Annotated in this window: 23 protein-coding genes; 11 read left to right on the top strand and 12 right to left on the bottom strand. The window is 70.7% G+C overall.

The window, feature by feature from the left end:
• Positions 1-77 precede the first annotated feature (77 nt).
• On the top strand, positions 78-647 hold the full coding sequence (locus tag ACGFYV_RS19525; protein WP_393879643.1) for a DUF742 domain-containing protein: 570 nt from the start codon (positions 78-80) through the stop codon (positions 645-647).
• Positions 628-1209, top strand: a complete 582-nt coding sequence (locus ACGFYV_RS19520; protein WP_046729246.1) for an ATP/GTP-binding protein — start codon at positions 628-630, stop codon at positions 1207-1209. The genes ACGFYV_RS19525 and ACGFYV_RS19520 overlap by 20 nt, the downstream gene beginning before the upstream one ends.
• Positions 1210-1367: 158 nt before the next feature.
• On the opposite strand, the gene ACGFYV_RS19515 is transcribed toward ACGFYV_RS19520, so the two are convergent.
• Together ACGFYV_RS19515 and ACGFYV_RS19510 are read right to left on the bottom strand one after the other, a co-directional pair.
• Entirely contained in the window at positions 1368-1556 is a 189-nt protein-coding gene (locus ACGFYV_RS19515; RefSeq protein ID WP_393879642.1) for an acyl-CoA carboxylase subunit epsilon, read from the bottom strand.
• 57 nt (positions 1557-1613) lie between these two features.
• Positions 1614-3209: an acyl-CoA carboxylase subunit beta gene (locus tag ACGFYV_RS19510; RefSeq protein WP_393879641.1), complete on the bottom strand. Its 1596-nt coding sequence runs from the start codon at positions 3207-3209 to the stop codon at positions 1614-1616.
• Positions 3210-3676: 467 nt separating this feature from the next.
• On the opposite strand from ACGFYV_RS19510, the gene ACGFYV_RS19505 reads away from it, so the two are divergent.
• Positions 3677-4282 (top strand): YceI family protein, encoded by a 606-nt coding sequence (locus tag ACGFYV_RS19505; protein ID WP_393879640.1) that lies wholly within the window; start codon positions 3677-3679, stop codon positions 4280-4282.
• A gap of 111 nt (positions 4283-4393) precedes the next feature.
• Here the strand turns inward: ACGFYV_RS19505 and ACGFYV_RS19500 are convergent, their stop codons facing one another.
• The gene (locus ACGFYV_RS19500; protein WP_393879639.1) at positions 4394-5761 is read right to left on the bottom strand and encodes a hypothetical protein; all 1368 of its coding nucleotides are present in this window, start codon (positions 5759-5761) and stop codon (positions 4394-4396) included.
• Positions 5762-5938: 177 nt separating this feature from the next.
• Positions 5939-8974, bottom strand: coding sequence for a carbohydrate binding domain-containing protein (locus ACGFYV_RS19495; RefSeq protein WP_393879638.1), 3036 nt, complete (start codon positions 8972-8974; stop codon positions 5939-5941).
• A 252-nt stretch (positions 8975-9226) separates the two neighbouring features.
• On the opposite strand from ACGFYV_RS19495, the gene ACGFYV_RS19490 reads away from it, so the two are divergent.
• Positions 9227-11095, top strand: coding sequence for a ricin-type beta-trefoil lectin domain protein (locus tag ACGFYV_RS19490; RefSeq protein WP_393879637.1), 1869 nt, complete (start codon positions 9227-9229; stop codon positions 11093-11095).
• A gap of 450 nt (positions 11096-11545) precedes the next feature.
• On the top strand, positions 11546-12214 hold the full coding sequence (locus ACGFYV_RS19485; RefSeq protein WP_393879636.1) for a GPP34 family phosphoprotein: 669 nt from the start codon (positions 11546-11548) through the stop codon (positions 12212-12214).
• A 70-nt stretch (positions 12215-12284) separates the two neighbouring features.
• Here ACGFYV_RS19485 and cimA read toward each other — a convergent pair whose 3' ends face one another.
• From cimA to ureA, 5 genes are all read right to left on the bottom strand, one after another.
• Positions 12285-13889 (bottom strand): citramalate synthase, encoded by a 1605-nt coding sequence (gene cimA, locus ACGFYV_RS19480; RefSeq protein WP_393879635.1) that lies wholly within the window; start codon positions 13887-13889, stop codon positions 12285-12287.
• A gap of 328 nt (positions 13890-14217) precedes the next feature.
• Complete coding sequence (locus ACGFYV_RS19475) at positions 14218-14829, bottom strand: TetR/AcrR family transcriptional regulator (RefSeq protein WP_393879634.1); 612 nt, start codon at positions 14827-14829, stop codon at positions 14218-14220.
• Positions 14830-14900: 71 nt separating this feature from the next.
• Positions 14901-15941, bottom strand: a complete 1041-nt coding sequence (locus ACGFYV_RS19470) for an agmatine/peptidylarginine deiminase (RefSeq protein ID WP_393879633.1) — start codon at positions 15939-15941, stop codon at positions 14901-14903.
• A 24-nt stretch (positions 15942-15965) separates the two neighbouring features.
• Complete coding sequence (locus ACGFYV_RS19465; protein ID WP_393879632.1) at positions 15966-17690, bottom strand: urease subunit alpha; 1725 nt, start codon at positions 17688-17690, stop codon at positions 15966-15968.
• Positions 17687-18406, bottom strand: coding sequence for an urease subunit gamma (gene ureA, locus ACGFYV_RS19460; RefSeq protein ID WP_393879631.1), 720 nt, complete (start codon positions 18404-18406; stop codon positions 17687-17689). Before ureA ends, ACGFYV_RS19465 begins: the two co-directional genes overlap by 4 nt.
• Before the next feature lie 193 nt (positions 18407-18599).
• Here ureA and ACGFYV_RS19455 point away from each other — a divergent pair, with 193 nt between their 5' ends.
• Positions 18600-20084, top strand: a complete 1485-nt coding sequence (locus tag ACGFYV_RS19455; RefSeq protein ID WP_393879630.1) for a cytosine permease — start codon at positions 18600-18602, stop codon at positions 20082-20084.
• A gap of 116 nt (positions 20085-20200) precedes the next feature.
• On the opposite strand, the gene ACGFYV_RS19450 is transcribed toward ACGFYV_RS19455, so the two are convergent.
• Genes ACGFYV_RS19450 through ACGFYV_RS19440 form a run of 3 tightly spaced genes read right to left on the bottom strand, consistent with a single transcriptional unit; the run spans position 20201 to position 21764 of the window.
• The gene (locus ACGFYV_RS19450; protein ID WP_393879629.1) at positions 20201-20965 is read right to left on the bottom strand and encodes an SDR family NAD(P)-dependent oxidoreductase; all 765 of its coding nucleotides are present in this window, start codon (positions 20963-20965) and stop codon (positions 20201-20203) included.
• Positions 20966-21526: a cupin domain-containing protein gene (locus ACGFYV_RS19445; RefSeq protein ID WP_393879628.1), complete on the bottom strand. Its 561-nt coding sequence runs from the start codon at positions 21524-21526 to the stop codon at positions 20966-20968.
• Entirely contained in the window at positions 21516-21764 is a 249-nt protein-coding gene (locus ACGFYV_RS19440) for a hypothetical protein (protein WP_393879627.1), read from the bottom strand. Before ACGFYV_RS19440 ends, ACGFYV_RS19445 begins: the two co-directional genes overlap by 11 nt.
• A 21-nt stretch (positions 21765-21785) precedes the next feature.
• Here ACGFYV_RS19440 and ACGFYV_RS19435 point away from each other — a divergent pair, with 21 nt between their 5' ends.
• The 5 genes from ACGFYV_RS19435 to ACGFYV_RS19415 all read left to right on the top strand — a co-directional run bounded on the left by ACGFYV_RS19435 (position 21786) and on the right by ACGFYV_RS19415 (position 26565).
• Positions 21786-22550 (top strand): MFS transporter, encoded by a 765-nt coding sequence (locus ACGFYV_RS19435; RefSeq protein WP_393879626.1) that lies wholly within the window; start codon positions 21786-21788, stop codon positions 22548-22550.
• Between the two features lie 561 nt (positions 22551-23111).
• Entirely contained in the window at positions 23112-24212 is a 1101-nt protein-coding gene (locus ACGFYV_RS19430; protein ID WP_393879625.1) for a beta-methylarginine biosynthesis bifunctional aminotransferase, read from the top strand.
• A gap of 27 nt (positions 24213-24239) precedes the next feature.
• Complete coding sequence (locus ACGFYV_RS19425; protein WP_393879624.1) at positions 24240-24719, top strand: VOC family protein; 480 nt, start codon at positions 24240-24242, stop codon at positions 24717-24719.
• Positions 24716-25594, top strand: coding sequence for a 2-hydroxyacid dehydrogenase (locus ACGFYV_RS19420; protein ID WP_393879623.1), 879 nt, complete (start codon positions 24716-24718; stop codon positions 25592-25594). The genes ACGFYV_RS19425 and ACGFYV_RS19420 overlap by 4 nt, the downstream gene beginning before the upstream one ends.
• On the top strand, positions 25591-26565 hold the full coding sequence (locus ACGFYV_RS19415; RefSeq protein WP_393879622.1) for a hypothetical protein: 975 nt from the start codon (positions 25591-25593) through the stop codon (positions 26563-26565). The genes ACGFYV_RS19420 and ACGFYV_RS19415 overlap by 4 nt, the downstream gene beginning before the upstream one ends.
• The last annotated feature ends 162 nt before the right edge of the window (positions 26566-26727 follow it).

The raw sequence follows: 26727 nt of genomic DNA, 5'->3' as shown, positions 1-26727 counted from the left end.
TTCGCGTTCCGGGGCCGTAAGGTTTCGGGACGCGGCTCCACAGGGATGGGTGCACGGCACAGTCGGAGGAGGAGAAAGTGGCAACACCCCCAGGCGGTTCGTCTTCGGGCAACTGGTCGTACGGCCCCGCGCAGGGCCAGGACGGCGGCTCGGCGAACCCGTACAACTTCCCCTCCGTCCCGACCCACCGGCACCCGTACGCGCCGCAGGGCCCCGGCCCGTCGCCGTACGACCAGCCGCCGGCCCCGCGGATCCAGCCGGTGCAGCCGCAGCGCCGTCCCGAGCCGGCGCCGGTCGCCGCGGCCAACAACCCCCTGGTGCGTCCGTACGCCATGACCGGCGGACGGACCCGCCCGCGTTACCAGCTCGCCATCGAGGCGCTGGTACACACCACCGCGCAGCCGCACCAGATGCAGGGCCAGTTGCCCGAGCATCAGCGGATCTGCCACCTCTGCCGGGAGATCAAGTCGGTAGCCGAGATCTCGGCGTTGCTGACCATTCCCCTCGGCGTGGCCAGGATCCTCGTCGCCGACTTGGCGGAGGCGGGCCTGGTCGCCATCCATCAGCCCGGCGGCGAAGAGAACGCCGGTGGCCAGCCAGACGTGACACTGCTCGAAAGGGTGCTCAGTGGACTTCGCAAGCTCTAGCGGCGGTCCTTCCCGCTCCACCACCTCAGCGAAGATCGTGGTGGCGGGCGGCTTCGGCGTGGGCAAGACCACGTTCGTCGGCGCCGTCTCGGAGATCAACCCGCTGCGCACAGAGGCCGTGATGACGTCCGCGTCGGCCGGCATCGACGACCTCACCCACACCGGGGACAAGACCACCACCACGGTGGCCATGGACTTCGGCCGCATCACCCTCGACCAGGACCTGATCCTGTACCTGTTCGGCACCCCCGGCCAGGACCGCTTCTGGTTCATGTGGGACGACCTGGTACGCGGCGCGATCGGCGCCATCGTCCTGGTCGACACCCGGCGCCTCGCCGACTGCTTCCCCGCGGTCGACTACTTCGAGAACTCGGGCCTGCCCTTCGTCATCGCCCTCAACGGCTTCGACGGCAACCAGCCGTACAACCCCGAAGAGGTCCGCGAGGCGCTCCAGATCGGCCCGGACACCCCGATCATCACGACGGACGCGAGGCATCGGGCCGATGCGAAGTCGGCGTTGATCACCCTCGTGGAGCACGCGCTGATGGCGCGGCTCCGCTAGCTCCGGCCAAAGGGCTGCCCCGACGGTCACATGCCGTCCGCGGGCAGCCCTTTGGCTTGCCGCGCAGTTCCCCGCGCCCCTTGGGCATGCTGAAGGGCCCCTCTCCGGGAAGAGAGGGGCCCTTCTCGAACCGGCCGAGCGGCGCTCAGCGGCGCGGGCTAATGCCAGCTGTGCGGGGCGCGGAAGCCGCCCTCGCGCTCCAGGCGGCGCCAGCCCGCCCTGGGGCGGGCGTGATGGGTCGGGGTCGCGGGCTGGGCGGCCGCGCGGGCCAGGAGGACCGCCGTGATGGCGGCGACTTCCTCGGGCTCGGCGTGGCCCTTTTCGACGCGGATGTCGGGAGTGCTCATGGGTGTCAGTCTCCGTGAGGAAAGGGTCCGCGGGGTTGCCGCGGCGGGTCCGGCCGGTTACTGCGGGGGGTTGCCGTGCTTGCGCGAGGGCAGGTCGGCGTGCTTCGACTGCAGCATGGCCAGGGACTTGATCAGGACCTCGCGGGTGTCCGCGGGGTCGATCACGTCGTCCACCAGGCCGCGCTCCGCCGCGTAGTACGGGTGCATGAGCTCGGCCTTGTACTCCTTGACCATCTTCTGCCGCATCGCCTCGGGGTCCTCGGCCTCGGCGATCTGACGGCGGAAGATGACGTTGGCGGCACCTTCCGCGCCCATGACGGCGATCTCGTTCGTCGGCCAGGCGTAGGTGAGGTCGGCGCCGATCGACTGGGAGTCCATGACGATGTAGGCACCTCCGTACGCCTTGCGCAGGATCAGCGAAATCCGCGGCACGGTCGCGTTGCAGTAGGCGTAGAGGAGTTTCGCGCCGTGACGGATGATCCCGCCGTGCTCCTGGTCGACACCGGGGAGGAACCCCGGTACGTCCAGGAAAGTCACGATCGGGATATTGAAAGCGTCACACATCTGAACGAAGCGCGCAGCTTTTTCACTCGCTTCGATGTCCAGGACGCCGGCGAGGACCTGCGGCTGGTTGGCGATGATGCCGACGACCTGGCCGTCCAGGCGGCCCATCGCGCAGATGATGTTGCGGGCCCAGCGCTCGTGGACCTCGACGTACTCGCCGTCGTCGACGATCTCCTCGATGACCTTGGCCATGTCGTACGGCCGGTTGCCGTCGGCCGGGACCAGGTCGAGCAGGACGTCGCTGCGGCGGTCCACCGGGTCGGAGGACTCCACACGCGGCGGGTTCTCGCGGTTGTTCTGCGGCAGCAGCGACAGGAGGTAGCGCACCTCGGCGATGCAGGTCTCCTCGTCGTCGTACGCGAAGTGGCAGACGCCGGAGGTCTCGGCGTGCACGTCGGCGCCGCCGAGGCCGTTCTGGGTGATCTCCTCACCGGTGACCGCCTTGACGACGTCCGGGCCGGTGATGAACATCTGCGAGGTCTCGCGGACCATGAAGACGAAGTCCGTGAGGGCCGGCGAGTAGGCCGCGCCGCCCGCGCACGGACCGAGCATCACGGAGATCTGCGGGATGACACCCGAGGCCTTCGTGTTGCGCTGGAAGATGCCGCCGTAGCCGGCGAGGGCGGAGACGCCCTCCTGGATACGGGCGCCCGCGCCGTCGTTCAGGGAGACCAGCGGCGCACCGGCCGCGATGGCCATGTCCATGATCTTGTGGATCTTGGTGGCGTGGGCCTCACCGAGGGCGCCGCCGAAGATCCGGAAGTCATGGGCGTAGACGAAGACCGTGCGGCCCTCCACCGTGCCCCAGCCGGTGATGACACCGTCGGTGTACGGCTTCTTGGCCTCCAGGCCGAACCCGGTCGCCCGGTGCCGGCGCAGCTGCTCGACCTCCTGGAAGGAATCCGGGTCCAGGAGCAGCTCGATGCGCTCGCGGGCCGTCAGCTTGCCCTTGGCGTGCTGCGCGTCGGTCGCCTTCTCGCTGGGGCCGGCCACCGCCTGCGCACGGATCCCGTGCAGTTCGGCGACCCGTCCGCGGGCGTCCGTCGGCTCGCCGGTCGGCTCACCCGTCTTCTCTTCCACAACGGTCATGTAGCGACCTTACGAAGCGCACCAAGGAATGCGAGCCGTCGACTCCGTACAGTCTCCGGAGTGTTTTCCTGGTGCCACTGAACAGAACCACGACCGCATGCAGGCGTTCCGACTGCTCAGAGGGCTTCGCCGTTGTGGAGGTGCCACAAAGTCGTCATGTGAGAGTCACCCGACATTTGCGTAGGGCGCATGCCATCCGTTGAGTGACACGGGGTCTCGGACGGCGGCCAGGCACCACCGTACCGCCATGCGCGAGGCCGCACGTGCGCGTCCGCATGTACGCGTCGAACAGAGGGCACACAGCGTGACTATCGGTTAGCGTGTAGACACGCCCCGCATGATGTTGAAAACTAAACGGAATACCGCTACGGTCGTACTCGTTCACTTCGTTGAACGTTCAACAGACCCCGCCGTCCGGCTTCCCCAGGGGAGCCACTGTTCGTCCCCACCCCGCCAAGGAGCACGTCATGGGCATCTTCAGCCGCAAGGAAACCCCGCAGGCCGCCGCCACCTCCGCCACACCCGGCGCCGACCTGTCCGCGCTGACCGGTGACTACACGATCGACCCGGCCCACACCACGATCGGCTTCGTGGCCCGCCACGCGATGGTGACGAACGTCAAGGGCAGCTTCAAGGACCTCACCGGCTCGCTGCACCTGGACGGCTCGGACCCCTCCAAGTCGACGGCCACGCTCGACGTGACCATGGACAGCATCGAGACCGGCAACGCCGACCGTGACGGCCACCTGAAGTCCGCCGACTTCTTCAAGATCGACGAGTTCCCGACCATGACCTTCCGCTCCACCAAGGCGGAGTCCCTCGGCGGCGACGACTACCGGATCACCGGCGACCTCTCCATCCTCGGCGTCACCCGGCCGATCTCCATCGACCTGGAGTTCAACGGCTCCGCGAAGGACCCGTTCGGCAACGAGCGCGTCGGCTTCGAGGGCAAGACCGAGATCCTGCGCTCCGAGTGGGGCCTGACCTGGAACGCGGCCCTGGAGACCGGTGGCGTCCTCGTCTCCGACAAGATCAAGCTGAACTTCGACATCTCGGCCATCAAGAACGCGTGAGCCCACGGCGCCCGAACCGCCACTGACCTCCCGCACCCCGCGCGCCCCCGCCCTCCACTCCCCCGAAACGGGAGGGCGGGCGCTCGCGCGTGCGCGGGGTCATGCGCGGGGTCAGAAGCCTCCGCCGAAGTCGCCGCCGCCGTCGCCGCCCCCGAAGTCTCCCCCGCCGCCGAAGTCGCCGCCGCCCCCGAAGCCGCCGCTGAAGTCGCCCGGGTCGAAGTCGGTGCCCGTGACGTCGCCGCCCTCCGGGAAGCCGCCGAAGTCGCCGTAGCCGGAGCCGTAGTCGGCTGCGTAGGACGGGGTGGCCATGGCACTGCCGAGCAGGGTGCCGACGAGCAGGCCGGGCAGGATGCCGCCGCCGAAGTAGCCGCCCGCCCAGGGGCCGTAGGCGGGACCCGCGTCCCAGTAGGGGCGCCGGCCGTAGTCGGTGTCGACCTCACGGACCGCCGGGTCACGGCCGTCGGCCAGACGGGCCGCGTCGGCCGCGCAGACCGGGACCTGACGGGGGCTGCCGCCGGGCGGGGTCCAGGTGGCGTCCGCCACCGAGGGACCGTGGCGCGGGTCGAAGAAGCAGGGGGAACGGCGCTCCGGCAGCGGGCGGCCCTCGCGGCGGGCGGCCAGCAGGGCGAGGGAGAACCGGCCGTCCTCCAGGGCCTCGGTGACCGTGCGGACGTCCTCGGGTCTGCGGGCCTCCGCCATGCGCTGCTTGGCGTTCTCGTACGCGTCCAGCGCGCGCTCGTAGTCCGCGCGCATCGCGTCGTCGGCTCCCGGCTCGGCCGGATGGAACTCCAGCCGGTCGAGTTCCTCGCCGAAGGCGGTGATGTCCTCGTCCACGACCACCCGCAGCCGCTCCAGCGCGGCCCGCTGCTCCTCGGCGCGGCGCCGGCGGCTCCGGCGGACCAGCGCGTAGGCGCCCGCGCCGCCCGCCACGACGATCACGCCCGCGGTGATCAGGGCCGTACCGGACACTCCCCCGCCACCGCCGGAGGAGCCCCAGCTCTCGGGGGCGTGGCCGCGCAGGGTGGGCAGGGCGCGGTCGGTGAAGTCAGTGAGCTGCGCCTTGGCGTCCTCGCCCTGGACGCTCGCCACCAGGTTCTGCCGGGCCGTGGCCGACATGACCGAGGAGTCGGCGCGCGCGTCGAACCGGTCGCCGAGGCGGATGCCGTACAGGCCGGTGACGCCGGTGGCCGCGCGGAGCTGGGAGAAGAGGTTCGCGGTCGGGTAGTCGGCCGGCAGGACCGCGATGAACAACGGTTTGTCCGCGTCCTTGATCTTCCGGGCGAGCGCGTCGGCGTCGGCGGACGACAGTTGCCCGGCGGCGGCGGGGTCGACGTAGACGGGGCTCTCGCGCAGGGCCTGGGCGACGGCGGAGACGCCGGTGACCGCGTGCGCACCGGATGCGAACACGGTCGCCATGACCAGCGCGAGCGCGGCCAGCAGGAGTGCGGGGAGGCTTCGGGTCCGAGGCACGGCCTTCATGTCTCGACGCTACCCGAAGCCTCCCGGAACCGTTGGGGCCGGCTGTGGTGATGGCCGCTTTGTCTGTCTCGGGCGGCCCTTGCTGGCCCCTTGCCGGCCCCTTGCTGGCCCCTGCTGGCCCCTGGGGCCGCCCTTGCCGCCTCAGGCTGCCTTGCGGTTACGGCTTCCTTGTCGTGCTCAGGCCGCCTTGTACGCCTCCGCCAGCTTCTGCACCGCCTTCGCGTAGTTGCCCGTCAGCAGCAGATGGTCGGCATCCGCGAAGGGCTTCGCCATCGCCGCCGTGATCCGCTGCCCGGCCTTCTGCTGGACGATCAGCCGCGCCGCGGTGACCAGTTCGCGGCCCACACGGCCGGAGCCCGACCGCTCGGCCGACGCCGCCGCCACGCCGAGCGCGCGCAGCGTGGCCGCGTCGCCGCCCCGCGGTGCCTTGGTGAGCGTCGTCAGACCCCAGCCGTAGGGGAACTGCGGGTCGTACGACGTGTCGCCCACGTTGATCGGCAGCTGTTCCTGCGACCGGGGCCAGGTGACCGGGAGCTGCCCGGTGAAGGGCCGCGCGCCGTACAGGACGTCGGCGACGCCCTCGCCCTCGGTGCCGGGGAGCCAGGAGGCGACCAGCGCGTCGATCCCGTCGAGCCGGTCGCCGATGAGCTGGGGCCGGCCGGAGACGATCAGCACCGCGCACTTCATGGCCGCGCACACCTTGTCCACGGCGGCCTTGTCGGCGGCGGACAGCTGGAGGTCGTGGCCGTTGCCGACGTCACCGACGCCCTCGGCGTACGGGGTCTCGCCGACGACGACCACCCCCACGTCGTAGCCGTCGGTCGGCGCGGAGGCGTCCTTGGAGTAGGTGACGTTCCCGCCGGCCTCGCGCATGCCCTGGAGGACGGTGGTGCCCTTGGTGATGTTCCCGGAGGAGCCCTGCCAGGTGATGGTCCAGCCGCCGGTCTGGTTGCCGATGTCGTCGGCGTTGGACCCGGCGACGTACACCTTCTGGCTCTTCTTCAGCGGCAGCAGTCCGCCGCTGTTCTTCAGCAGCACCTGCGACTCGGCGGCGGCCTGGCGGGCCACCTGCCGGTGGGCCGGCGAGCCGATCGCGGCGGCGCCACTGGTGTCGGCGTAGGGGTGCTCGAACAGGCCCAGCTTGAACTTCTGGGTCAGGATCCGGGAGACGGCGTCGTCGATCCGCCGCTCGCTGATCCGGCCGGCCGTCACCTCGTCGATGAGCGTGGCCGTGAAGTCCTTGTAGCTGTAAGGAACCATCATCATGTCGACGCCCGCGTTCACGGACGTGCGGACGTGGGCCGGGTAGTCGCCGGGGAGCTGGTCGATGGCGTTCCAGTCGCTGATGACGAAGCCGTCGAAGCCCATGCGGTCCTTGAGGACACCGTTGATCATGTCCGCGCGGGCGTGCATCTTCACGGGGCCCAGCCCGTCGCCGACGATGTCGAGCGAGGAGTACGACGGCATGACGGTGCCGATGCCCCGGTCGACGGCTGTGCGGAACGGCGCCAGGTGGATGGCGTCCAACTGCTGCCGGGTGACCGTGGTGACGCCCTGGTCGACGGTGTACTTCCCGGTCGTCGAGGAGCCGTACGCGGTGCCGCCGTCGCCGACGAAGTGCTTGGCGGTGGCGAGGACCTTGTCGCCCCGGCTCAGGTCCTTGCCGTTCGCGCGGCCCTGGAGGCCCTGGATGACGGTCTCCATGGACTGGACGAGGGCCGGGTCCTCGCCGAAGGACTCGTAGGAGCGGCCCCAGCGTTCGTCACGGCTCACGCACAGGCAGGGCGCGAAGTCCCAGGGGATGCCGGTGGCCCGGACCTCGGCGGCGGTCACCGCGCCCGCCTTCTCGGCGAGGCCGGGATCCCGGGTGGCGCCGATGCCGATGTTGTGCGGCATGACGGTGGCGCCGGCCAGGTTGTTGTGGCCGTGGACCGCGTCGACGCCGTAGATCAGCGGGATCTGGAAACGGGTGGCCTGGGCCCGGAGCTGGAAGCCGTCGATCATCTTCGCCCAGGCCGCGGGGGTGTTGGGCGTGGGCGTGGAGCCGCCGCCGGACAGGAGCGAGCCGAGGTCGTAGGCGGCGACATCGCCTCCGTCGCCGACGCCGCCCCGCTCGGCCTGGGTCATCTGCCCGGCCTTCTCCTTGAGGGACATCCGCGACAGCAGATCGGCGACGCGCTTCTTCACCGGCAGTCTGTCGTTCAGATACGGCAGCCCGTGCGCGTCGATGACGACCTGCGGGGTCTCGGCGGGGGCCTTGGCGCCGGTCACCGTGAGCGTGAGCGGAATCGTCTCCGCGGCCTCGGCGGACTTGTCCTTCAGCGTGGGGACCCGGACGGCCTGTGAGGTGCCGGAGGCTGTGCCGGCCGGGAAGGTGAGGGTGCCGGAGACCGGGGTGTAGTCCTTGCCGGGCTCGGCGGTGCCGCCCGCGGTGGCGTAGGTGACGGTCACCGGCTCGTCGACGGGCTGGGAGCCGGTGGTGGCGAGGGTGACCTGGACCGTGGCCGTGTCGCCCTCCTTCACCGGGTGGACGGCCGCGTCGGTGGTGACCTGGGCCCGCAGGGACTGGTCGGCCGCGCCGTACAACTCGACGTCGTCCATGGCGAAGTGGCCCTTGACGCCGACCGGGAGCGTGACGGCGTACCCCCACATCTGGGTGAGGCCGAGGACGTGGTCGATGCCGCCGACGGGCTGGTAGTCCGTGCGATAAGTGAAGTCGGTGAACGGGATCTGGATCTGTTTCCAGCCGGTGAAGTCGTCCGTGAAGGAGGTCGTCCACAGCTCGGAGGCCTCGCCGTTCGCGCCGCCGTCCTTGATCTCGAAGGCGATCTTCTTGCCGTTGTCCTGGCCGTCCCACCAGAACTGGATGCCCCGGTGCGCGGACCAGTCGTGGGCGGGCTCGCCGGCCGCGAAGTCGTGGGTGAAGCCGCCGTAGCCGCTGATGTCGTAGCTGCCGGTGAGGACCTTGGCGCCCTCGGGGGCGTCGGCGCGGGCGGTCAGTTCGAGGGAGGGCGGATCGTCGGAGTCGCCGCCCCAGGTGAAGATGCCGTCGGCGGGCTGGGCGGCGAAGGGGACCTCGCCCTCGAAGCGGTCGACGGGGAGGGGGGCGGGGGCCGGGGCATCGGCGCCGGAGGCCGCGGTCGCGGCGGTCGCGGTCAGCGGGAGCAGCGCGGTCAGCAGGGCGGTGGAGGCGAGCAGGGCGGTTCTTCGCATGTACCTTCCCTCGGCTCTTCGTTCACTCATGACTTAGATCAGGTCGTGAGTTAACTGAGGCCTCCGGGGGCCCGTCAAGACTTCACACCAGAAGTGGTACAGAGCCAACAGGCAGCTGAAATTGGGCAGTTGTGCGTTCATGATGTGTTCGGGAAATGAATGCGCGCCCCCTTGACGCCCCGCCCGAGCCGTCATTTACTCACGCCTCGCACGCCCCCCTCCATCCCCCCACCCCACGAAGGGCGGCGCACCATGAGAAAACGCCTGCGCGCGGCCCGGCTGCTTCTGGCCGGACTGCTGACCACCGCCGGGCTCACGGCCCTCGGCATGCCGTCCGCGCACGCGGCCGGGGAACAGGTGACGGCCTGGCTCACCACCACGGACGACGCGGGCGGCCGGCACGTCGTGCGCGGGCTTCAGGCGCAGACGCCGTTCGCCTTCCAGGCCGGGTCCGGTGGCGGCGGCGAGAACATCACCGTGGACGAGAACACCCGGTACCAGACCTTCACCGGCGGCGGCGCGTCCTTCACGGACACCGCGGCCTGGCTGATGAACAGCAGCGGGGCGCTGTCGCAGACGACCCGGGACGCGACCATGCGCAAGCTGTTCTCGCCGACGGACGGCATCGGGCTGTCGTTCCTGCGCAACCCGATGGGCGCCTCGGATCTCGCGCGTTTCGGCTACACGTACGACGACGTGCCGGCGGGCCAGAGCGACCCGGGCCTGGCCCAGTTCTCGATCGCGCACGACCTCGCGGACGTCGTCCCGCTGACCAGACAGGCGCTCCAGCTGAACCCGTCGCTGACCGTGATGGCCTCGCCGTGGACGGCGCCGGCCTGGATGAAGGACAGCGGCTCGCTGAACGGTGGCTGGCTCAAGGCGGAGGACTACGGGGCGTACGCCTCGTACTTCGTCAAGTACCTCCAGGCGTACCGGGACCAGGGCGTCGACGTCTCCTACGTCACCGCGCAGAACGAACCGACCTGCTGTTCCGGGTATCCCTCGATGAGCTGGAACGCGAGCGGGCTGGCCTACTTCACGAAGAACGATCTGCTGCCGCAGCTCCAGGCGGCGGGCCTCACGACGAAGGTGCTGGCGCACGACTGGAACTGGGACGTCTACGACTCCTACGCGGCCCAGACCGTGGACGACGCGGCCGTCCGCAACCACCCCAACTTCGGCGGGATCGCCTGGCACGGCTACGGCGGCGACATCACCAAGCAGACCACCGTGCACAACCAGTACCCCTCGCTGGACGCGTTCGGCACCGAGCACTCCGGCGGGACGTGGATCGCCGACCAGCAGCACGAGGACATGTCCAACATCATCGACTACACGCGCAACTGGGCGAAGTCGGTGACGAAGTGGTCCCTCGCGGTGGACCAGAACATGGGCCCGCACAACGGGGGTTGCGGCACCTGCACCGGTCTGGTCACCGTGCACGACGGCGACGGGGCGAGCGGCACCGTCGACTACACGGTCGAGTACTACGACATGGGCCATCTGACGAAGTTCGTCCGCCCCGGCGCCGAGCGGATCGCCTCGACGGCGTCCACGGCCGTGCCGAACGTGGCGTGGCGGAACCCGGACGGCAGCAAGGCGCTGATCGCGTACAACGGCTCGTCCTCGGCGCAGACGGTCACCATCAACTGGGGCTCCCAGCACGCGACCTACTCTCTGCCCGGCAGGACCTCGGCGACCTTCACCTGGTCGGGGACCCAGTCCGGCACGGGCGCCTCGTCCGGCTCCTTCGTGGGCCTGGCCGGCAAGTGCCTGGACGTGGCGGGCGGTTCGAACGCGAACGGTACGGCCGTGCAGCTGTGGGACTGCAACGGCACCGCGGCACAGCGGTGGACCGTGCAGGCCGACGGGTCGGTCCAGGCGCTCGGCAAGTGCCTGGACGTGACGTCGGGCTCCACGGCGAACGGGGCGAAGGTCCAGCTGTACGACTGCAACGGCACCGGCGCGCAGAAGTGGTCGTACAACGCCGGCACCGGTGATGTCGTCAACACGGCCGCGGACAAGTGCCTGGACGTGACGGACAACTCGTCGGCGAACGGGGCCAGGGCGCAGATCTGGTCCTGCACGGGCGGGTCCAACCAGAAGTGGCACCTTCAGTAACCCCGGGTTTCTCTCCCCTCCCGCCCACCCACCCACCCGACTCGCTCGGCTGAGGGGTGGGCGCAACCACGCTCCGCTTACCCGGCACCACAGAGGCACGGAGACACGGAGGCGCTGGGGGTGGGGGGAAAGGGGGTGGGGTGGCTGGTCGATGCGGGAGGAGGCCGGGGGTGGCCCTCTCGCCGGGATGGCGGTGATGAGGGTTCCGCGGGGTGGGCGACGCCCGGCGAACCGCAGCACCCGGCGCCACAGGTGAACCGGCCCACCGGAACACGGCAACCATCCAGCGGACAGCTTCGGGCGGGCGGGTGGGAAAGCAGGAGCTGGGCCGCAGCACCCGGCGCCACAGGCGAACCGGCCCACCAGGACAGCAACCGGGTGAGCGGAAGGTTCAGGGTGGTCGCATGGTTGTGATGTGGGCCGTATTGACGCAGCGCACCGGGAGAACCGATGACCACACCCCAGGATCTGCTGTTCGTCACGCTGGACGTCCCGTCCAGCCGCCCCGTCGAGCAGGGGGACCTGTCGCTCGCCCTGGCGGGCGCCGAGCTGGTCGATCTGCTCGCCGCCGAGGCCGTCACCCTGGACGACGACCGGATCGTGCCCGGACTGGTGCCGGCCACGGGTGACCGCCTGCTGGACGAGGCGGGCGCGGCACTGGTCCGGCAGGCACCGTACGAGACCGTCGAGGACTGGCTGTGGCGCCGGGGGCGTGGGCTGGCGTCCGCCTACGCCACCGAGCTGGAGCCACGAGGACAGCGCGGCGGCGCCCTTCAGCGCTGGCTGCGTCCGCGCGCTGAGCGGAGCGCCCCCGCCGGCTCCGACTCACCGGCCCGTCATCACGCGACCGAGCGCTGGGACTCCCGCGAGCCCGTCCTCGTCGGCCTCGCCGCCGCCCTCGGCATCCCCGAGGCTCAGGAAGCCCCAGAGAGCCCAGCAGCCCCAGACACCCCGGAAACCCCGGAGGCCCCAGAAACCCCCGACACCTCGGTTCTCGGCGGCGACGCCCTCGTCACCGTCCTGGCCACCGTCAACGGCGCCCTGACCGAGCTGGAGGCCGTCCGGCAGCGGCGCCGTATCGAGGACGCCGCCTTCGACAACGTATGGCGCGCCCCCTGAGCAGAGCCTGCAGAATCCGCAACCTGCAGAACCTCCGGGTCAGGCCTCTCGGGGGCGCCCCCACCGCCCCCTACTCCGCCGGTTCCACCCCGGCCCGCAGCAGCCCGTACGTGTACGCGTCCTCCAGCGCCTGCCAGGACGCGGCGATGACGTTCTCGGCGACGCCCACCGTGGACCACTCGCCCGCACCGTCGCTCGTGGAGATCAGGACGCGGGTGGTGGACTGGGTGCCGTGGACGCCCTCCAGGATGCGGACCTTGTAGTCGACGAGGTCGAGCTTGGCGAGCTGGGGGTAGATCTTCTCCAGGGCGACGCGCAGCGCGCGGTCGAGGGCGTTGACCGGGCCGTTGCCCTCCGCCGTGGCGACGATCCGCTCGCCGAGGGCCCAGAGCTTGACGGTGGCCTCGTTGGCGTGGCTGCCGTCGGGGCGGTCCTCGACGATGGCCCGCCAGGACTCGACCTCGAAGTACTTCATCGGCCTGCCCTGCACCTCGGCGCGGAGCAGCAGTTCGAAGGAGGCGTCGGCGGCCTCGTACGTGTAGCCCTTGAGCTCGTGCTCCTTGACCCGCTCGACCACCCGGCCGACCAGCTCGCGGTCGCCGCCGAGGTCGACGCCGAGTTCCTTGCCCTTCAGCTCGACCGAGGCGCGGCCGGCCATGTCGGAGACCAGCATGCGCATGGTGTTGCCGACCAGCTCGGGGTCGATGTGCTGGTACAGGTCCGGGTCGACCTTGATCGCGGAGGCGTGGAGGCCGGCCTTGTGGGCGAAGGCCGAGACCCCGACGTACGGCTGGTGCGTGGAGGGGGTGAGGTTCACGACCTCGGCGATGGCGTGGGAGATCCGCGTCATCTCGCGCAGCCGGCCCTCGGGCAGGACCTTCTTGCCGTACTTCAGCTCCAGGGCGGCGACGACCGGGAAGAGGTTGGCGTTGCCGACCCGCTCGCCGTACCCGTTCGCCGTGCACTGGACGTGGGTCGCGCCGGCGTCCACCGCGGCCAGCGTGTTCGCGACCGCGCAGCCGGTGTCGTCCTGGGCGTGGATGCCGAGCCGGGCGCCGGTGTCGGCGAGGACCGTGGCGACGACGGCCTGGATCTGCGCCGGGAGCATGCCTCCGTTGGTGTCGCAGAGGATGACGACGTCGGCGCCGGCCTCCGCGGCCGTACGGACGACCGCCTTGGCGTATTCGGGGTTGGCGCGGTAGCCGTCGAAGAAGTGCTCGCAGTCGACGAAGACCTGGCGGCCCTGTTCGCGCAGGTGTGCGACCGTGTCCCGGATCATCTCCAGGTTCTCGTCCAGCGTGGTGCGCAGGGCCAGCTCCACGTGCCGGTCGTGCGATTTGGCCACGAGGGTGACGACCGGGGCGCCCGAGTCCAGGAGTGCCTTGACCTGCGGGTCGTCGGCCGCCTTGGCGCCGGCGCGGCGGGTGGCGCCGAACGCGACGAGCCGGGCGTGCTTGAAGTCGATCTCCTGCTGGGCGCGGGCGAAGAACTCGGTGTCCCGTGGGTTGGCGCCGGGCCAGCCGCCCTCGATGAAGCCCACGCCGAAGTCGTCCAGGTGCCGTGCGATGGCCAGCTTGTCCGCGACGGTGAGGTTGATGCCCTCGCGCTGCGCGCCGTCGCGCAGGGTGGTGTCGAAGACGTGGAACGAATCGTCGAGCTCGCTGGTTTCGGTCATGGTCTCAAGGCTCCTGATTTTGGATGTCGGTCGTTACCGAATGACCGGCTCCACCGTTCTCAATATCCCTTGCGCTCGTCCCCGGCTGAAGGTGGGCCGGAAAACAAAAAACCCCTCGCGGGTGCGAGAGGTCTGCGCGCGGGTCTGAGGACGACGGTGCCACCCGCACCTGGTCGTACGAGGTGGTCACTGCGGACCGGCGCGCCTGCTGCCAATAATCGTGGCGAACGAGAGCACGGGGGAAGTTTGGCACATAACCGTGCCCTGCTTCCCTCCCATCTCAGGATTCGGTCCCCCTAAGAGTGCCGGCACCCCTCTGACCTGCGCTTCAGGTGTCCGTGGCGAGCAGCGAGTCGGCGATGAACTCCTGGACGTGGGACATGATCTGCTCGCGGTCGGTGCCTCTCAGGCCGACCGCGACGTGGATGGCGAAGCCGTCGAGGAGGGCGCGCAGCCGGGAGGCGAACCGGTCGGGGTCCACCCGGCGGAACTCTCCGTGGGAGATGCCCTCGGCGAGCAGGGCGACCAGGTCGCGGTGCCAGGCGCCCTCGATGGCGGCCTGCCGCTCGCGGGCGTCGTCGTCGGCGCTCTGCGAGCGGTTCCAGACCTCCAGCCACAGGGTCCAGTGCGGGTCCCGGTGGCCGTCGGGGACGTACAGGTCGACGTACGCGTCCAGGCGTTCGCGCGCGCTGCCCCGGCGCATGAGCAGCCGGCCGCGTTCGGCGCCGAGGCGGCCCTCGCTCCACTCCAGGGCCTGCAGCAGCAGTTCGTCCTTGGAGTGGAAGTAGTACAGCAGATGGCCGCTGCTCATCCCGACCTCGCGGCCGAGCCCCGCCATGGTGAGCTTCTCCAGACCGCGCTTGGCGATCATGTCCATGGCGGCGGCCAGGACCTCCTCGCGGGGCGGCGCGTTCCTGCGCGCACGGGCCGCACCGGCCATCTGCTGCTCCTGTGTGTCGGACGCGGGTGTCTCGTCGGTCGGACGCGGGTCGGACGCGAGTCGGACGCGGGTCAGACCTTCGGCTGCTGCTGGGTGATGCAGTGGATGCCACCACCACCGGAGAAGATCGTACGGGCGTCCACCAGGGTCACCGTCCGCTCCGGGAAGAGCCGGCGGAAGATCCCGGCGGCGACCTCGTCGCGCGGGTCGTCGAAGCCGCACAGGACCACGCCGCCGTTGCACAGGTAGTGGTTGATGTAGGAGTAGTCGGCCCAGTGGCCGTCGGCCTCCAGGACGGTCGGGGCGGGGACCTCGACGACCTCCAGGGCGCGGCCTCGGGCGTCGGTCGCCGACTTCAGCAGGCCGATGACCTCCTTGGTGACCTCGTGGTCGGGGTGGGCCGGGTCCGGCTGGTGGTGGGCGACGACGACGCCGGGGCGGGCGAAGGCGGCGACGATGTCGACGTGGCCCATGGTGCCGAAGCCGTAGGGCGGGTAGTCGCCGGTGAGACCGCGCGGCAGCCAGATCGCCTTGCTCGTGCCGAGGTGGGCGTGGATCTCCGCCTCGACCTCTTCCCTGGACCAGTGCGGGTTGCGCTCGGGGCCGAGCTGGACCGTCTCGGTCAGCAGGACGGTGCCCTCGCCGTCGACGTGGATCGCGCCGCCCTCGTTGACCAGCCTGGAGGCGTACGTCTTCGCGCCCGCGAGGTCCGAGACGTACGCGCCGATCTTGGAGTCGTGCTCCCAGCGGGCCCAGTCCTGGGCGCCCCAGCCGTTGAACGTCCAGTCCACGGCGGCCAGTTCGCCCTTGCCGTTGGTGAGGAAGGTGGGGCCTATGTCGCGCATCCAGGCGTCGTCCAGCTCGCGCTCGACGGTGCTGACGGCGGGGCCGACGAGCGTCTGGGCCTCGGCCGACTGGCCGGGACCGCACACGACCGTCACGGGTTCGAAGCGGCTGATCGTCCGGGCGACCGTGGCCCAGGCGGCGCGCGAGGCGGCGAGGTCCTCCGGGTCGTCGAAGGTGGGGTTGGGGCCCGGCCACGCCATCCAGGTGCGCTCGTGCGGGGTCCACTCGGCGGGCATACGGAAGCCGTCGGCGGCGGGAGTGCTCATCTGTGGAGGTCCTTGTGTCCGGGGTCAGAGGAAGTAGAGGCGATTCAGGGAGACGGAGTCGGCGGGCTCGGAGGACAGCGGGTCGCCGTCGAGGGTGACCAGGCCGGTGCGCTGGTCGACGTCGACCGCGCCGATACGGGCGTTCAGCCGCAGGTCGGCGGGGCCGATGCCGCGGGTGCCGCGCACGGCGACCCGCCTGCGCCCGGTCGGCATGGTGTCGCCGCCCTGGTCGACGGCGGCCTGGGAGACGAACGCGACGGAGATCTCGGCGGGCGTGGCGCCGTGCGCGCCGAACTGCGGGCCGAGCACGAGGGGTTCGCAGGTGTCGGTGGCCGCGTTGGGGTCGCCGGTGACGCCGTAGGCGGGGAAGCCGGACTTGAGGACCAGCTGCGGCTTGGCGCCGAAGTACTCCGGGCGCCACAGCACGATGTCGGCGAGCTTGCCGGTCTCGATGGAGCCGACCTCGTGGGAGAGGCCGTGGGCGATGGCGGGGTTGATGGTCAGCTTGGCCATGTAGCGCAGGACGCGGGCGTTGTCGTCGCCGGCGCCGTCGCCGTCCATCGGGCCCAGCTCGGCCTTCATCTTGCCGGCCATGGCGAAGGTGCGGCGGACCGTCTCGCCGGCGCGGCCCATGCCCTGGGCGTCGGAGGAGGTGATGCCGATCGCGCCCAGGTCGTGCAGCACGTCCTCGGCGCCCATCGTGCCGGCCCGGATGCGGTCGCGGGCCATGGCGGCGTCGCCGGGCAGGTCGGTCTTGAGGTCGTGGACGGAGACGATCATGCCGTAGTGCTCGGCGACCGCGTCCCGGCCGAAGGGCAGGGTCGGGTTGGTGGAGGAGCCGATGACGTTCGGCACGCCGGCCATCTTCAGCACGTTGGGCACGTGTCCGCCGCCGCAGCCCTCGATGTGGAAGGCGTGGATCGTGCGGCCCTCCAGCACCTTCAGGGTGTCCTCCACCGACAGGCACTCGTTCAGGCCGTCGGAGTGCAGGGCGACCTGGACGTCGTGGTCCTCGGCGACGCGCAGCGCGGTGTCCAGGGCGCGGGTGTGGGCGCCCATGTCCTCGTGCACCTTGAAGCCGCAGGCACCGCCCTCGGCGAGCGCCTCGACGAGGGGTGCGCCGTGCGAGGACGAACCCCGGCCCAGGAAGCCGATGTTGACCGGCCAGGCGTCGAAGGCCCCGAAGGCGTGCTTGAGCGCCCACGGCGAGTTCACCCCGACGCCCCACACCGGGCCGAACTCCTGCCCGATGATCGTGGTCACGCCGGAGGCGAGGGAGGCCTCCATGATGCGCGGCGACAGCAGGTGCACATGGGTGTCGATGGCTCCGGCGGTGGCGATGAGCCCCTCGCCGGAGACGATGGAGGTGCCCGTGCCGACGACGACGTCGACGCCGTCGAGGGTGTCGGGGTTGCCGGCCCGCCCGATGCCGCAGATTCGGCCTTCACGGATGCCGATGGACACCTTGCGGATGCCCTGCACCGGGTCGATCACAAGAACGTTGCTGACCACGACGTCGCAGGTGTCGCGGACGGCGGCGGCCTTCAGGTGCAGCCCGTCGCGGGCGGTCTTGCCGAAGCCGGCGAGGAACTCGTCGCCGTACTTCTGGGCGTCCGACTCGACCCGGATCGTCAGACCGGAGTCGCCGAGGCGGATGCGGTCGCCGGCGCGGGGGCCGTGGGTGGCCGCGTAGGCGTGCGGGTCGATGGTGATCGACTCGCTGATCTCTCGTCCCTTCGAGCGGCTCATCGCTCGCCTCCTTCCGGTGTGACCTTGTGTGCGTCCTCGTGCGGGACTCCCAGATATCCGCAGGCCGCGGCCCTGCGCAGGGCTTCTTCCCGGGCCCCGGGCGCATCCAGCGGCCCGTCGACCAGGCCCGCGAAGCCGATCGCGATCCGCTCGCCGCCGATCGGTACGAGCCCGACCTCGGCGCTGTCCCCCGGCCCGAACCGCACCGAGGACCCGGCGGGTACGGCGAGCCGCATGCCGTAGGCCCGCTCGCGGGCGAAGTCGAGGCGCGGGTTCGCCTCGAAGAAGTGGAAGTGGGAGGTGACGGAGACCGGCACGGACGCGGTGTTGGTGACCGTGAGGCGGAGCGCCGGCTCGGGCTCGGTGTGCTCAGGGCCCGGCAGCAGCGCGCCGGGGCCGTCCGTGCCCGAGCCGGCGCCGATCGGGTCGGAGACCACCGCGAGCCGGGAGCCGTCGTCGAAGACGGCCTCGACCATCACCTCGGTGACGACGTCGGCGACGCCCGGCAGCACGTCCTCGGGGCCGAGGACCGACCGGGCCGCCTCGATGGCCTCCGCGAGGCGCCTGCCGTCGCGGGCGGCCTCGCACACGGTGTCCGCGATCAGCGCGGTCGCCTCCGGCACGTTCAGCCGAAGACCGCGCGAGCGGCGGGCCCGGGCCAGCTCGGCGGCTCCGAAGAGCAGCAGCCGGTCACGTTCCGTGGGAGTCAGTCTCACGACGCGGCACCTCCTTGCCTTCCAAAAGTTAGAACATCACTCTAAACGCAACCTTGGTGAAACAGAAGCGTTGACTCGTGGCCACAATACGCGTCACATTGAACGTCGCTCTAACATCACTTCAGCTCAGCTTCCCCAGCTCAGCTCCCCCACTCAGCTTCCTCCATCAGGCGGCCGTCGAAGGAGACCTGCCATGCCGATAGAACAGCACGGCGTCGACACCATCCCGGAGGAGGAACGGACCAGTGGCCCCCGCGACCTGGTCTCGATCCTGCTCGGCTCCAACCTCTGCCTCGGAGTGATCATCTTCGGCTGGCTGCCCCCGTCCTTCGGGCTCGGCTGGTGGGCGTCGGTGAGCGCGATCGCGGCGGGCACGGTCGTCGGCACGCTGTTCACGGCGCCGCTCGCGCTGGTCTCCCTGCGCACCGCGACCAACCTCTCCACGTCCTCCGGCGCCCAGTTCGGTGTGCGGGGCCGGCTGGTCGGCTCGGTCGTCGGCCTGCTGCTGGCCCTCGGCTACACCGCGCTGACGGTGTGGATCGGCGGCGACGTGATGGTCGGCGTGCTGGGCCGGCTGGCCGGAGTGCCCGCGGACGGGGTGTCGTACGCCCTCGTCTACGCACTGCTCGCCGCGGCGACGGTCGCGGGCGCGGTGTACGGCTACAAGGTGCTGCTGGCCATGTCCCGCGTGCTCGCGATCGGCATGACCGCCCTGCTGGCCCTCGGGATCGCCGCCTACGCCCCGCACTTCACGACCGCGGCGCTGCCCGGCGCGGGCGGCTACCTGCTGGGCTCCTTCTGGCCGACCTGGTTCCTGGCCGTCGTCGCGGCGGGCCTGTCAGGGCCCATCGCCTTCATCACCCTGCTCGGCGACTACACCCGCTACATCTCCCCGGCCCGGCACTCCGGCCGCCGGGTCCTGCGCGCCACCTGGCTCGGTCTGGTCCTCGGCCTGCTGGTGCCCCAGCTGTTCGGCACCTTCACGGCGTACGCGGCCCGCGCGACCACCGACTACGCGGGCCCGCTGGTCTCCGCGTCCCCCGCCTGGTACCTGGTCCCGCTGCTGCTGTCCGCCTCCGCGGGCTCGGTCGGCAACGCCGGCCTGATGCTGTACTCGATGGGCCTCGACCTGGACGCGATCCTGCCGAAGGCGTCCCGCGCCCGCGCCACCCTCACGGTCGCCGTCGTCGCCACGGCCTGCGTGTTCGTGGGCCACTACGCCTGGAACGCGCAGTCCGCGATGACCTCCTTCGTGCTGCTGCTCACCGCCATCGGCACCCCGTGGGCGGTCATCACCCTGATCGGCTTCGTCCGCTCCCGCGGTGTCTACGACGCCGACGCCCTCCAGGTCTTCAACCGCCGTTCGCGCGGCGGCGTCTACTGGTACCGGTCCGGCTGGAACGTCCCGGCCACCGTCTCCTGGGCCGCGGGCGCGGCCGTCGGTCTGCTGGCCGTGTCCCTGCCCTCCTACGAGGGCCCGCTGCTCACGCTGACCGGCGGGGTGGACTGCAGCTTCCTGCTGTCGGGCGCGGTCGGCGCGGTGGTCTACCTGCTGCTGACGTCCGGCCGGGGACACGAAAGGGCCGCCGCGGACTTCTCGTCCGCCACAAACGCGAAGTCCGCCACGGGCGAGGAGTCCGTGGCGGCCCTGGCCGTCGGCCGGGACGTACCTCGCTGACGGCGAGGTGCCCGTCCTGGACGGCGGAGCTACCGTGTCCGCGCTTGCTCGGGCCTTCCGTGCGGATCAGCCCCTGTCGTGCGCGGGCAGCCCCGCCGCCATCGGGAGACGGGTCGTCACCAGCCGGGGCAGACGCTGGCGCCGCCGTCGACCGGCAGGTCCACCCCGCTGATCCAGGAGGCGGCGTCGGAGGCCAGGAAGACGCAGGCGCGGCCGACGTCCTCCGGCTGCCCGAGCCTGCCCGACGGTGTCCTGGCCAGCCACCCCGCGACCCCCTCCGGCCACTGCTCGGCGATGCCCGGACGCTCGATCACGCCAGGAGACACGGCGTTGACCCGGATCCCGCGCGCGCCGTACTCCAGCGCCGCGGCGCGCGCATGCATGATCAGGGCCGCTTTGGACGAGCTGTAGTGCGCGTGCCCGGACGCGGGACGGCCGCCTTCGATCGAGGCGATGTGCGTGATGGAGCCACCGCCCTGAGCGCTCATGATCTCCGCGGCGGCCTGGGTGGCCACGAACGGGCTGGACACGTTGGTCTCCAGCACCGTCCGCCATTCGTCCAGGCCGAGATCACCGAGCTGCCGGACCGGCTGAATTCCCGCGTTGTTGACCAGGGCGTCGAGGCGGCCCCGCCAGGAGGCGGCCTCGGCCACCAGACCACGGCATTCGCCTTCGACCGTCAGGTCGGCCCGCAGGACCGTCGCGTCGCCTCCGTGGCGGGTCACGTCGTCCGCGACCTCGCGGGCGCGCCGCTCGTTGTCCCGGTAGTGCACCACCACGGACGCCCCCGCCCGCCCGAAACAGCGGGCGATGCCGCTTCCGATCAGGCCGCCACCTCCCGTGATCAGGGCGACCCGCCCTGTCAGAGGCCCCTCTGGCACCTACTCCACCTCCTGCTCCATCGAGGTCGCCGCACCGGGGCGGCACAGTGACCGGATCAGCTCCGCCCGCTCCGGATAACGGGCGAGCAGCGTCCCCATGTCACCTCCCTCGTAGTCCGTCGGCCGAAAGCCCGGCGCCATGGTCGTACCCAGCAGCGACCACGCGCCGCCCGCCCGGACCCGGGCGCCCATCCAGGTGCCGGCCGGCACGGTGAACTGCACCCGGGGACTCGTCCCCCGGCCGCCCAGGACGACGAGGCGGTGGCCGCGGTCGGGATGCAGAAGGAGCAACTCGACCGGATCGCCCCGGTAGAAGTGCCACACCTCGTCTATCGGCAGCCTGTGCAGCGCCGAGAAGCCGTCCCCGTCCGTCAGGAGCAGCAGGATCGACGAGCCCGCCGGACGCCCTGTCCCGTCCTGGTCTCCCGCCCAGGTGCGCCGGTACCATCCGCCTTCCACGGGCAGGGGGGCCAACTCGTACGCGCGGGCCACCTGTTCCGCGGTCAGCCCCTCGAACGCCGTCGCGTCCTCGCGTCCCGGCGCCGCCTCGTCAGTCACCATCGGTGCCGGTGAGGGTCAGTACCTGCTTCATGATCGACTGGCCGGCGACAACCGACTCCATCCCGTTCCCCCCTCCGACCGGTGCGTCCAGAGGGGTGATCACGGCATCCGGGTTGGCCTCCAGGAAGAAGGCCAGGGACACCAGTTCCTCATCGGGCGCGACAGCGCTCGGGGCGAGCACCCGGTGCCGGAGCGCTCGCCAGCGCCCGTCGGTCCACCGGTGCATGAGGTCCCCCATGGACACGATCAGAGTGCCCTCGTGTTCTCCGGGAGCAGTGTCGGGCTGGCCCTCGGAGTCCCGGCCGCGTCCCTGCTCGGCGACACGCTGGGCTGGCGAGCGGCATTCGCCGCGCTGTCCGCGGCGAGCACGGTGGTGGCGGTCCTCCTGTGGCGCCTGCTGCCCGAGGTCCGCGGCGCCGGGGAAAGGCCCGTACTCCGGGACGCGGCCCGGCTGCCCGGAGTCATCAGGAGTACGACCGCCTGGGCGCTGTTCCTGCTGGGGCACTTCGTTGTCTTCGCATACTTCGCTCCCTACCTGAAACAGCTGGGGAGCGGCATGACCTCCGGCCTGGCGCTCGGCGTTCTCGGCTTCGCCGGCGTCGCGGGCGTGGCCGTCACGGGTCGCGTACCCGATCGGGCGCTGCCTCGTGGACTCCTGTGGGCTTCCGCGCTGATCGCGTCATCGTTCGCCGCGCTGATGGTCCTGCCGGCGCGGTCGCCGTACCTCATGGTGATCCTGGCGCTCTGGGGAGCCAGTTCCTCGGGCAACATCCTCTTGCATCAACGAAACGTTCTCATCGTGGGGCAGAAGGCGGAAGCGGCAGTCGCCGGCCTGTCCGTGCTCGTCGTCCAGGCGGGCATCGCGCTCGGGGCGGTGCTGGGTGGAGCGACCATCCAGCTCGCGGGAATCTCCCGGCTCCCCCTGACCGGTCTCGCATCCGTCGCCCTTTCCGCGGCACTTGTCGTCCGCCGACGGTCAAAGCGCCGGTGTGATCGCCCAGTTGCTGCCGGGACAGGCCGGTAAGGACCCACCGCGCCCCAGGACACGGATCCCTGCGGCCATCAGCAGCCGTCGCTGCCGCTCATGAAGATCGTGAACAACACCGTTAATTTCACAGCCAGTTGGGTAGGGTCCCGTCCGCGATGCACGTACCTCATCAACGAGCCTCGGGACAGGAAGCAACACCTTGACGATGCGCAAGCCCTAAGGGCTCGACCTCCCCACGGCCCCGCTCGCCCATACGCGATCGGCAGGCGGCCGTCGCACAAAAAGCAGCACGCTGGGGCAGATTGCTCGACCGGGAATTCCTCGGCAGCGCCCCATGCCTACGCTGATGCCGGTTCCAGCCGGAGGCACAGGATTTCAACGCCGAAATCCCCCTCAGGGCCTCCCCTCTTTCGGCAGGGCGCCGTTCGCCCGAAACCTCCACGCCCGTCGGCGTATTCACCCTTCACGTCACCGGCTTCATCGTGGAAGGTCACCTTTCCCCTACGGAAGGTAAGCAAGATGGCAGAGGCGGTTCCTTTCCTCCCTACGCTCCCAGGCCGCACGAGGCCGCTCATACGACCGCGGACTGGGGTCTGAATGTCGCTCACAGCGTCAGGGCGGCGTCTCGCTCTCGCGGGCCGATCGCCTGAAATCGATTGGCGCATACTGACCGGAAACGTGCCGGCGTGGCCGACCCCTCCCCCGTGGCGCCCGCTCGACTGGTCCAAGGAAGCGGATCACTACCCGGAAAGAGGGGGCAGCGCGAGGCTGCTGGAAGCCTTGTGCGTCCGCGAGCGGGCCCAGGGAACCGATATCGGCCCGGAATCGATGATCGTCACCAATGGTGGCTACGACGCGCTCAGTCTGGCCGCGCGCCACCTGTACGACCGCGGCGTCCGGCGGGCCGTGTGCGCCGGACCCATCCTGGGCACCATAGCGCGGTCACTGCGACAGGCCGGCCTGGAGGTCGTCGCCCTGGACTGGGACCCCTTCCTGGCGGACCACGGGTGGATGGACATGGCACTGGGTCCCGAAGACCTGGTGTACGTCAACACCCCCCACAATCCGACCGGCGCCTGCCTGCCGGACTCCGCCAGCCGTGCCCTCCTGGCCGATCGGCAGCGCCGTGGCTTCCGCCTGGTCTTCGATCTCATCTACGACGCGTTCACCTTCGACCCGGCCGCCGGCGGCTCGCCGCTCGCTTTCGTGGACGACTGGCACGAGGTGTACGCCTTCAACAGCTTCTCCAAGAACTACGGCGCCCCGGGGTTGCGGATCGGCTGGCTGATGGCCGAACCCTCGGCGACAGCGGAACTGGCCGTCCGGCTCGAAGCGGAGAGGATCGCGGTTTCGGCAGGGGCGCAGGAACGGGCCGCCGACTTGTGCGCGTACGGCAACGGTCCCCTGGTCGAGGCCGTGCGTACCGGCCGGGAAGTGCTCCTGGCCTGGGACTCCAAACACGACCTGGGACTGTCCCGCACCCAGGGCGGCACCCAGGCCTGGGCCGATCTCGGCATCGGTGACGCCGAGAGCTTCGCCGACCGGCTGATGGCCGAGGACAGGATCGTCCTGACCACCGGAGCGAACTACTTCCCGGTCCGGCCGCGCCACGTCCGGTTGCCTCTCGGTCTGCCACCGGACGACCTCGAAGAAGCCCTGCACCTGATCACTGCCGCCCGCCGACGCAGCTCCGGCTGACCCGCCTTCACGAAAAGTGGTGGAGAAGTGACGACACAACCCGCTCCCGTAGCCGCGATACATCACGTCGCTCTGGTGACCCACGACGCGCAGAACCTGTCGGCCTGGTACCGCGACCTTCTCGGGTTCGAACACCGGTGGACACTGACGGCGTTCTCCGAGTTGACACGGCGCCGTCTCCCGGGCATCCAGAAGATCGAGGAGTTACGCCTGGGGGATTTCCGCATCCACCTTCTGGAAGTGCCTTCGGCCGGGCCTTCGACTCCGGTCGTGCATACGGCCAATTACCAGCACCTCTGCCTGGTGCTGCGGTCTCCGGAAGAATTACGAGAACTCAGGGACCGCTGGGAGGAGAAGTCCCGCGGCGGTCGCTACAGCTTCCGCACCGACCCGGATCTCACCGACATCGTCGTGGACTCGGACGGCGTGCACAGTTTCTACGCCTTCGACCCCGATGGCCTGGAGTGGGAATTCACCTGCATCCCTGCCGGAAGCGAAGGACGATGAACGCGACATTCCAGCGGATCGCGGTACTCGACGGGGCAGGCTTGTCGCCGGTGGCACTCGCCGCACTGCGTGAACTCAGCCGGGACGGCCTGATCGTCCAGGGGCGCTGGCCGGATTCCCCTCCCGACGAGTGGGCCGACGTGGACGCCCTCGTCGCCGGCTGGCGGGACCACCTCCCGGCGAGCGCCCTGGCGGCCTTCCCCAAGCTGCGCCACATCGCCCTGCGAGGCACCTCGACGGACCGGATCGACCTGGCCTACGCAAAGCGGCACGGCATAGACGTCCAGCCGATCTTCAACTACGGCGACACCGGGACGGCGGAGTTCGTCATCGAGCAACTCCTGCGCGGCGTACGGGATTTCCGGTTCGAGGGCGGCGACACGGCCAGGGAACTCGCGGGCAGGACACTCGGACTGCTGGGCTACGGCGCGGTGGCGCGACGCGTGGCCGTCATCGCGTCCGCCCTGGGCATGCGGGTGGTCCACCACACCCCCTCGGGCAGCGGCAAAGACCCCCGCGAGCCTTCGACCTGGGTGCCCGCGGCCGACCTGCTCTCCCGTGCCGACATGATCTCACTGCACACCCCCGCGTACCTCCGGGTGCTGTCCGCCGACGACCTCGGCCTGATCCGCGACGACGCGCTCGTCGTGATCACCACGCTGGGGTTGCCGGCACACGTCGACGACTTCGATTCCTGGCAGCGGGCGCGGGCCGGCCGGGTGGTGCTGGACCAATGCGCGGTGCAGGGCGTGTCGTCGCCGCTGGCGGAGATCCCCGGAGTGGACGTGGCCGGCGTCTTCGCCGCGCGCACGGAGGAGTCCATCGAACGGGCGGAACGAGCGGTCCTCGACGGCCTGAGGCGGGCAGCCCGATGACCTTGCCTCTCGTACCGGAGCCGCGTGGACCCGTCACGTCGCCGCACGGCGTCCAGGCCGGATGCCCGCCCCTTGCCGTGCCCGAACCCGGCCCCTTCCGCCACGTCGAGACGCTGTATCTGCCCGAGCCCGGCCAGCCGTCCGCCGACTGCGACCTCGTCGGCGCCTGCACCGGCCGTCAGTCGTCCGCGCCGCACTTCGACTTCCTCCTCGGCGACCGGTGGATGGAGCCGGCCCAGTTCACGCCCGACCGGCTGTACTGGGGCCGCTGGATACTCGCGCACCAGCTGTCGTTCATCACCTGGCGTCTTCTCGGACAGGCTCTCGGCCGGCTCTCGGCGGCGCTGTCCCCGGCCGGATCGGACACCGAGGTACTTGTCGCCCGCGTGGTGGAGCTGACCGAACTGCACTCGTTGCTGTTCATGTACGCGGGAAGCTGCCCACCCGAGGTGTACGTCGCGACCATCCGGCCCGCGATGGCTCGCCAGCACCCGGCTTTCACCGGCCAGTGGGCCCGTGACTACTGGCCCATCCCGGTGCTGCTGCGGTCCCTCCAGGAGTCGGCGCCGGCGGAGGTGACCGGGCCCGTCGACAGCGCGGTTCGCTTCAACCATCAGGTGCACCGCGCTGTCGGCGCGCGGCTGGTGCCTGACGAGAAGTCCCTGTGGAAGGCGTCCGAGCACGAGGACGCGACCTCAGCGCAGAGCGCCGACCTGGCCGACGGCTTCGACTGCTACTTCACCACCGTGCGCAGACCGGTCTGCTCCGCATCCGTGCTGGCTCAGTACCTGCGCCGGCTGGGACAAGCGGCTGCCGACCTGCGCACCCATGGCCTGTACGGCGCCGCGGCTCCCCCCATATCCGCGTTCGTGCCGTCCCCGGAGCGGGAGAGGGCGAAGGCCATGGAGTACGAAGCCGAGGAGCTGCTGCGCCGGGCCGGACGCGCCGTCTGGGCGCACGCGCCGGCCTGACCCCGCTCTTCGGCCCCGTGGGCCCTCTTCACCCCGTCGGCCTTCTTCGCCCCGTGAGCCCTCTTCGGCCCGGGGGTCCGGCACCCCCGCGGGCTCGCGCCGGCGGAGAGTTGCTCAGCCGGCGCGGGCCCGCGGTCCGTGGCGGCGTCGGCCTCCGGCGGG

This window comes from Streptomyces sp. NPDC048297 (genome assembly GCF_043201585.1).
Lineage (GTDB): Bacteria > Actinomycetota > Actinomycetes > Streptomycetales > Streptomycetaceae > Streptomyces.
Note: the sequence above shows the minus strand (reverse complement) of the source record. Positions and strands in the feature narration are given on the sequence as shown.

What these genes read in the sequence shown, in the direction of transcription:
- ACGFYV_RS19515 (WP_393879642.1), bottom strand. Translation starts at nt 1,556, where the DNA reads ATGAGCACTCCCGACATCCGCGTCGAAAAGGGCCACGCCGAGCCCGAG.
- ACGFYV_RS19510 (WP_393879641.1), bottom strand. Translation starts at nt 3,209, where the DNA reads ATGACCGTTGTGGAAGAGAAGACGGGTGAGCCGACCGGCGAGCCGACG.
- ACGFYV_RS19505 (WP_393879640.1), top strand. Translation starts at nt 3,677, where the DNA reads ATGGGCATCTTCAGCCGCAAGGAAACCCCGCAGGCCGCCGCCACCTCC.
- ACGFYV_RS19500 (WP_393879639.1), bottom strand. Translation starts at nt 5,761, where the DNA reads ATGAAGGCCGTGCCTCGGACCCGAAGCCTCCCCGCACTCCTGCTGGCC.
- ACGFYV_RS19495 (WP_393879638.1), bottom strand. Translation starts at nt 8,974, where the DNA reads ATGCGAAGAACCGCCCTGCTCGCCTCCACCGCCCTGCTGACCGCGCTG.
- ACGFYV_RS19490 (WP_393879637.1), top strand. Translation starts at nt 9,227, where the DNA reads ATGAGAAAACGCCTGCGCGCGGCCCGGCTGCTTCTGGCCGGACTGCTG.
- ACGFYV_RS19485 (WP_393879636.1), top strand. Translation starts at nt 11,546, where the DNA reads ATGACCACACCCCAGGATCTGCTGTTCGTCACGCTGGACGTCCCGTCC.
- cimA (WP_393879635.1), bottom strand. Translation starts at nt 13,889, where the DNA reads ATGACCGAAACCAGCGAGCTCGACGATTCGTTCCACGTCTTCGACACC.
- ACGFYV_RS19475 (WP_393879634.1), bottom strand. Translation starts at nt 14,829, where the DNA reads ATGGCCGGTGCGGCCCGTGCGCGCAGGAACGCGCCGCCCCGCGAGGAG.
- ACGFYV_RS19470 (WP_393879633.1), bottom strand. Translation starts at nt 15,941, where the DNA reads ATGAGCACTCCCGCCGCCGACGGCTTCCGTATGCCCGCCGAGTGGACC.
- ACGFYV_RS19465 (WP_393879632.1), bottom strand. Translation starts at nt 17,690, where the DNA reads ATGAGCCGCTCGAAGGGACGAGAGATCAGCGAGTCGATCACCATCGAC.
- ACGFYV_RS19455 (WP_393879630.1), top strand. Translation starts at nt 18,600, where the DNA reads ATGCCGATAGAACAGCACGGCGTCGACACCATCCCGGAGGAGGAACGG.
- ACGFYV_RS19445 (WP_393879628.1), bottom strand. Translation starts at nt 21,526, where the DNA reads ATGGTGACTGACGAGGCGGCGCCGGGACGCGAGGACGCGACGGCGTTC.
- ACGFYV_RS19440 (WP_393879627.1), bottom strand. Translation starts at nt 21,764, where the DNA reads ATGGGGGACCTCATGCACCGGTGGACCGACGGGCGCTGGCGAGCGCTC.
- ACGFYV_RS19430 (WP_393879625.1), top strand. Translation starts at nt 23,112, where the DNA reads ATGTCGCTCACAGCGTCAGGGCGGCGTCTCGCTCTCGCGGGCCGATCG.
- ACGFYV_RS19420 (WP_393879623.1), top strand. Translation starts at nt 24,716, where the DNA reads ATGAACGCGACATTCCAGCGGATCGCGGTACTCGACGGGGCAGGCTTG.
- ACGFYV_RS19415 (WP_393879622.1), top strand. Translation starts at nt 25,591, where the DNA reads ATGACCTTGCCTCTCGTACCGGAGCCGCGTGGACCCGTCACGTCGCCG.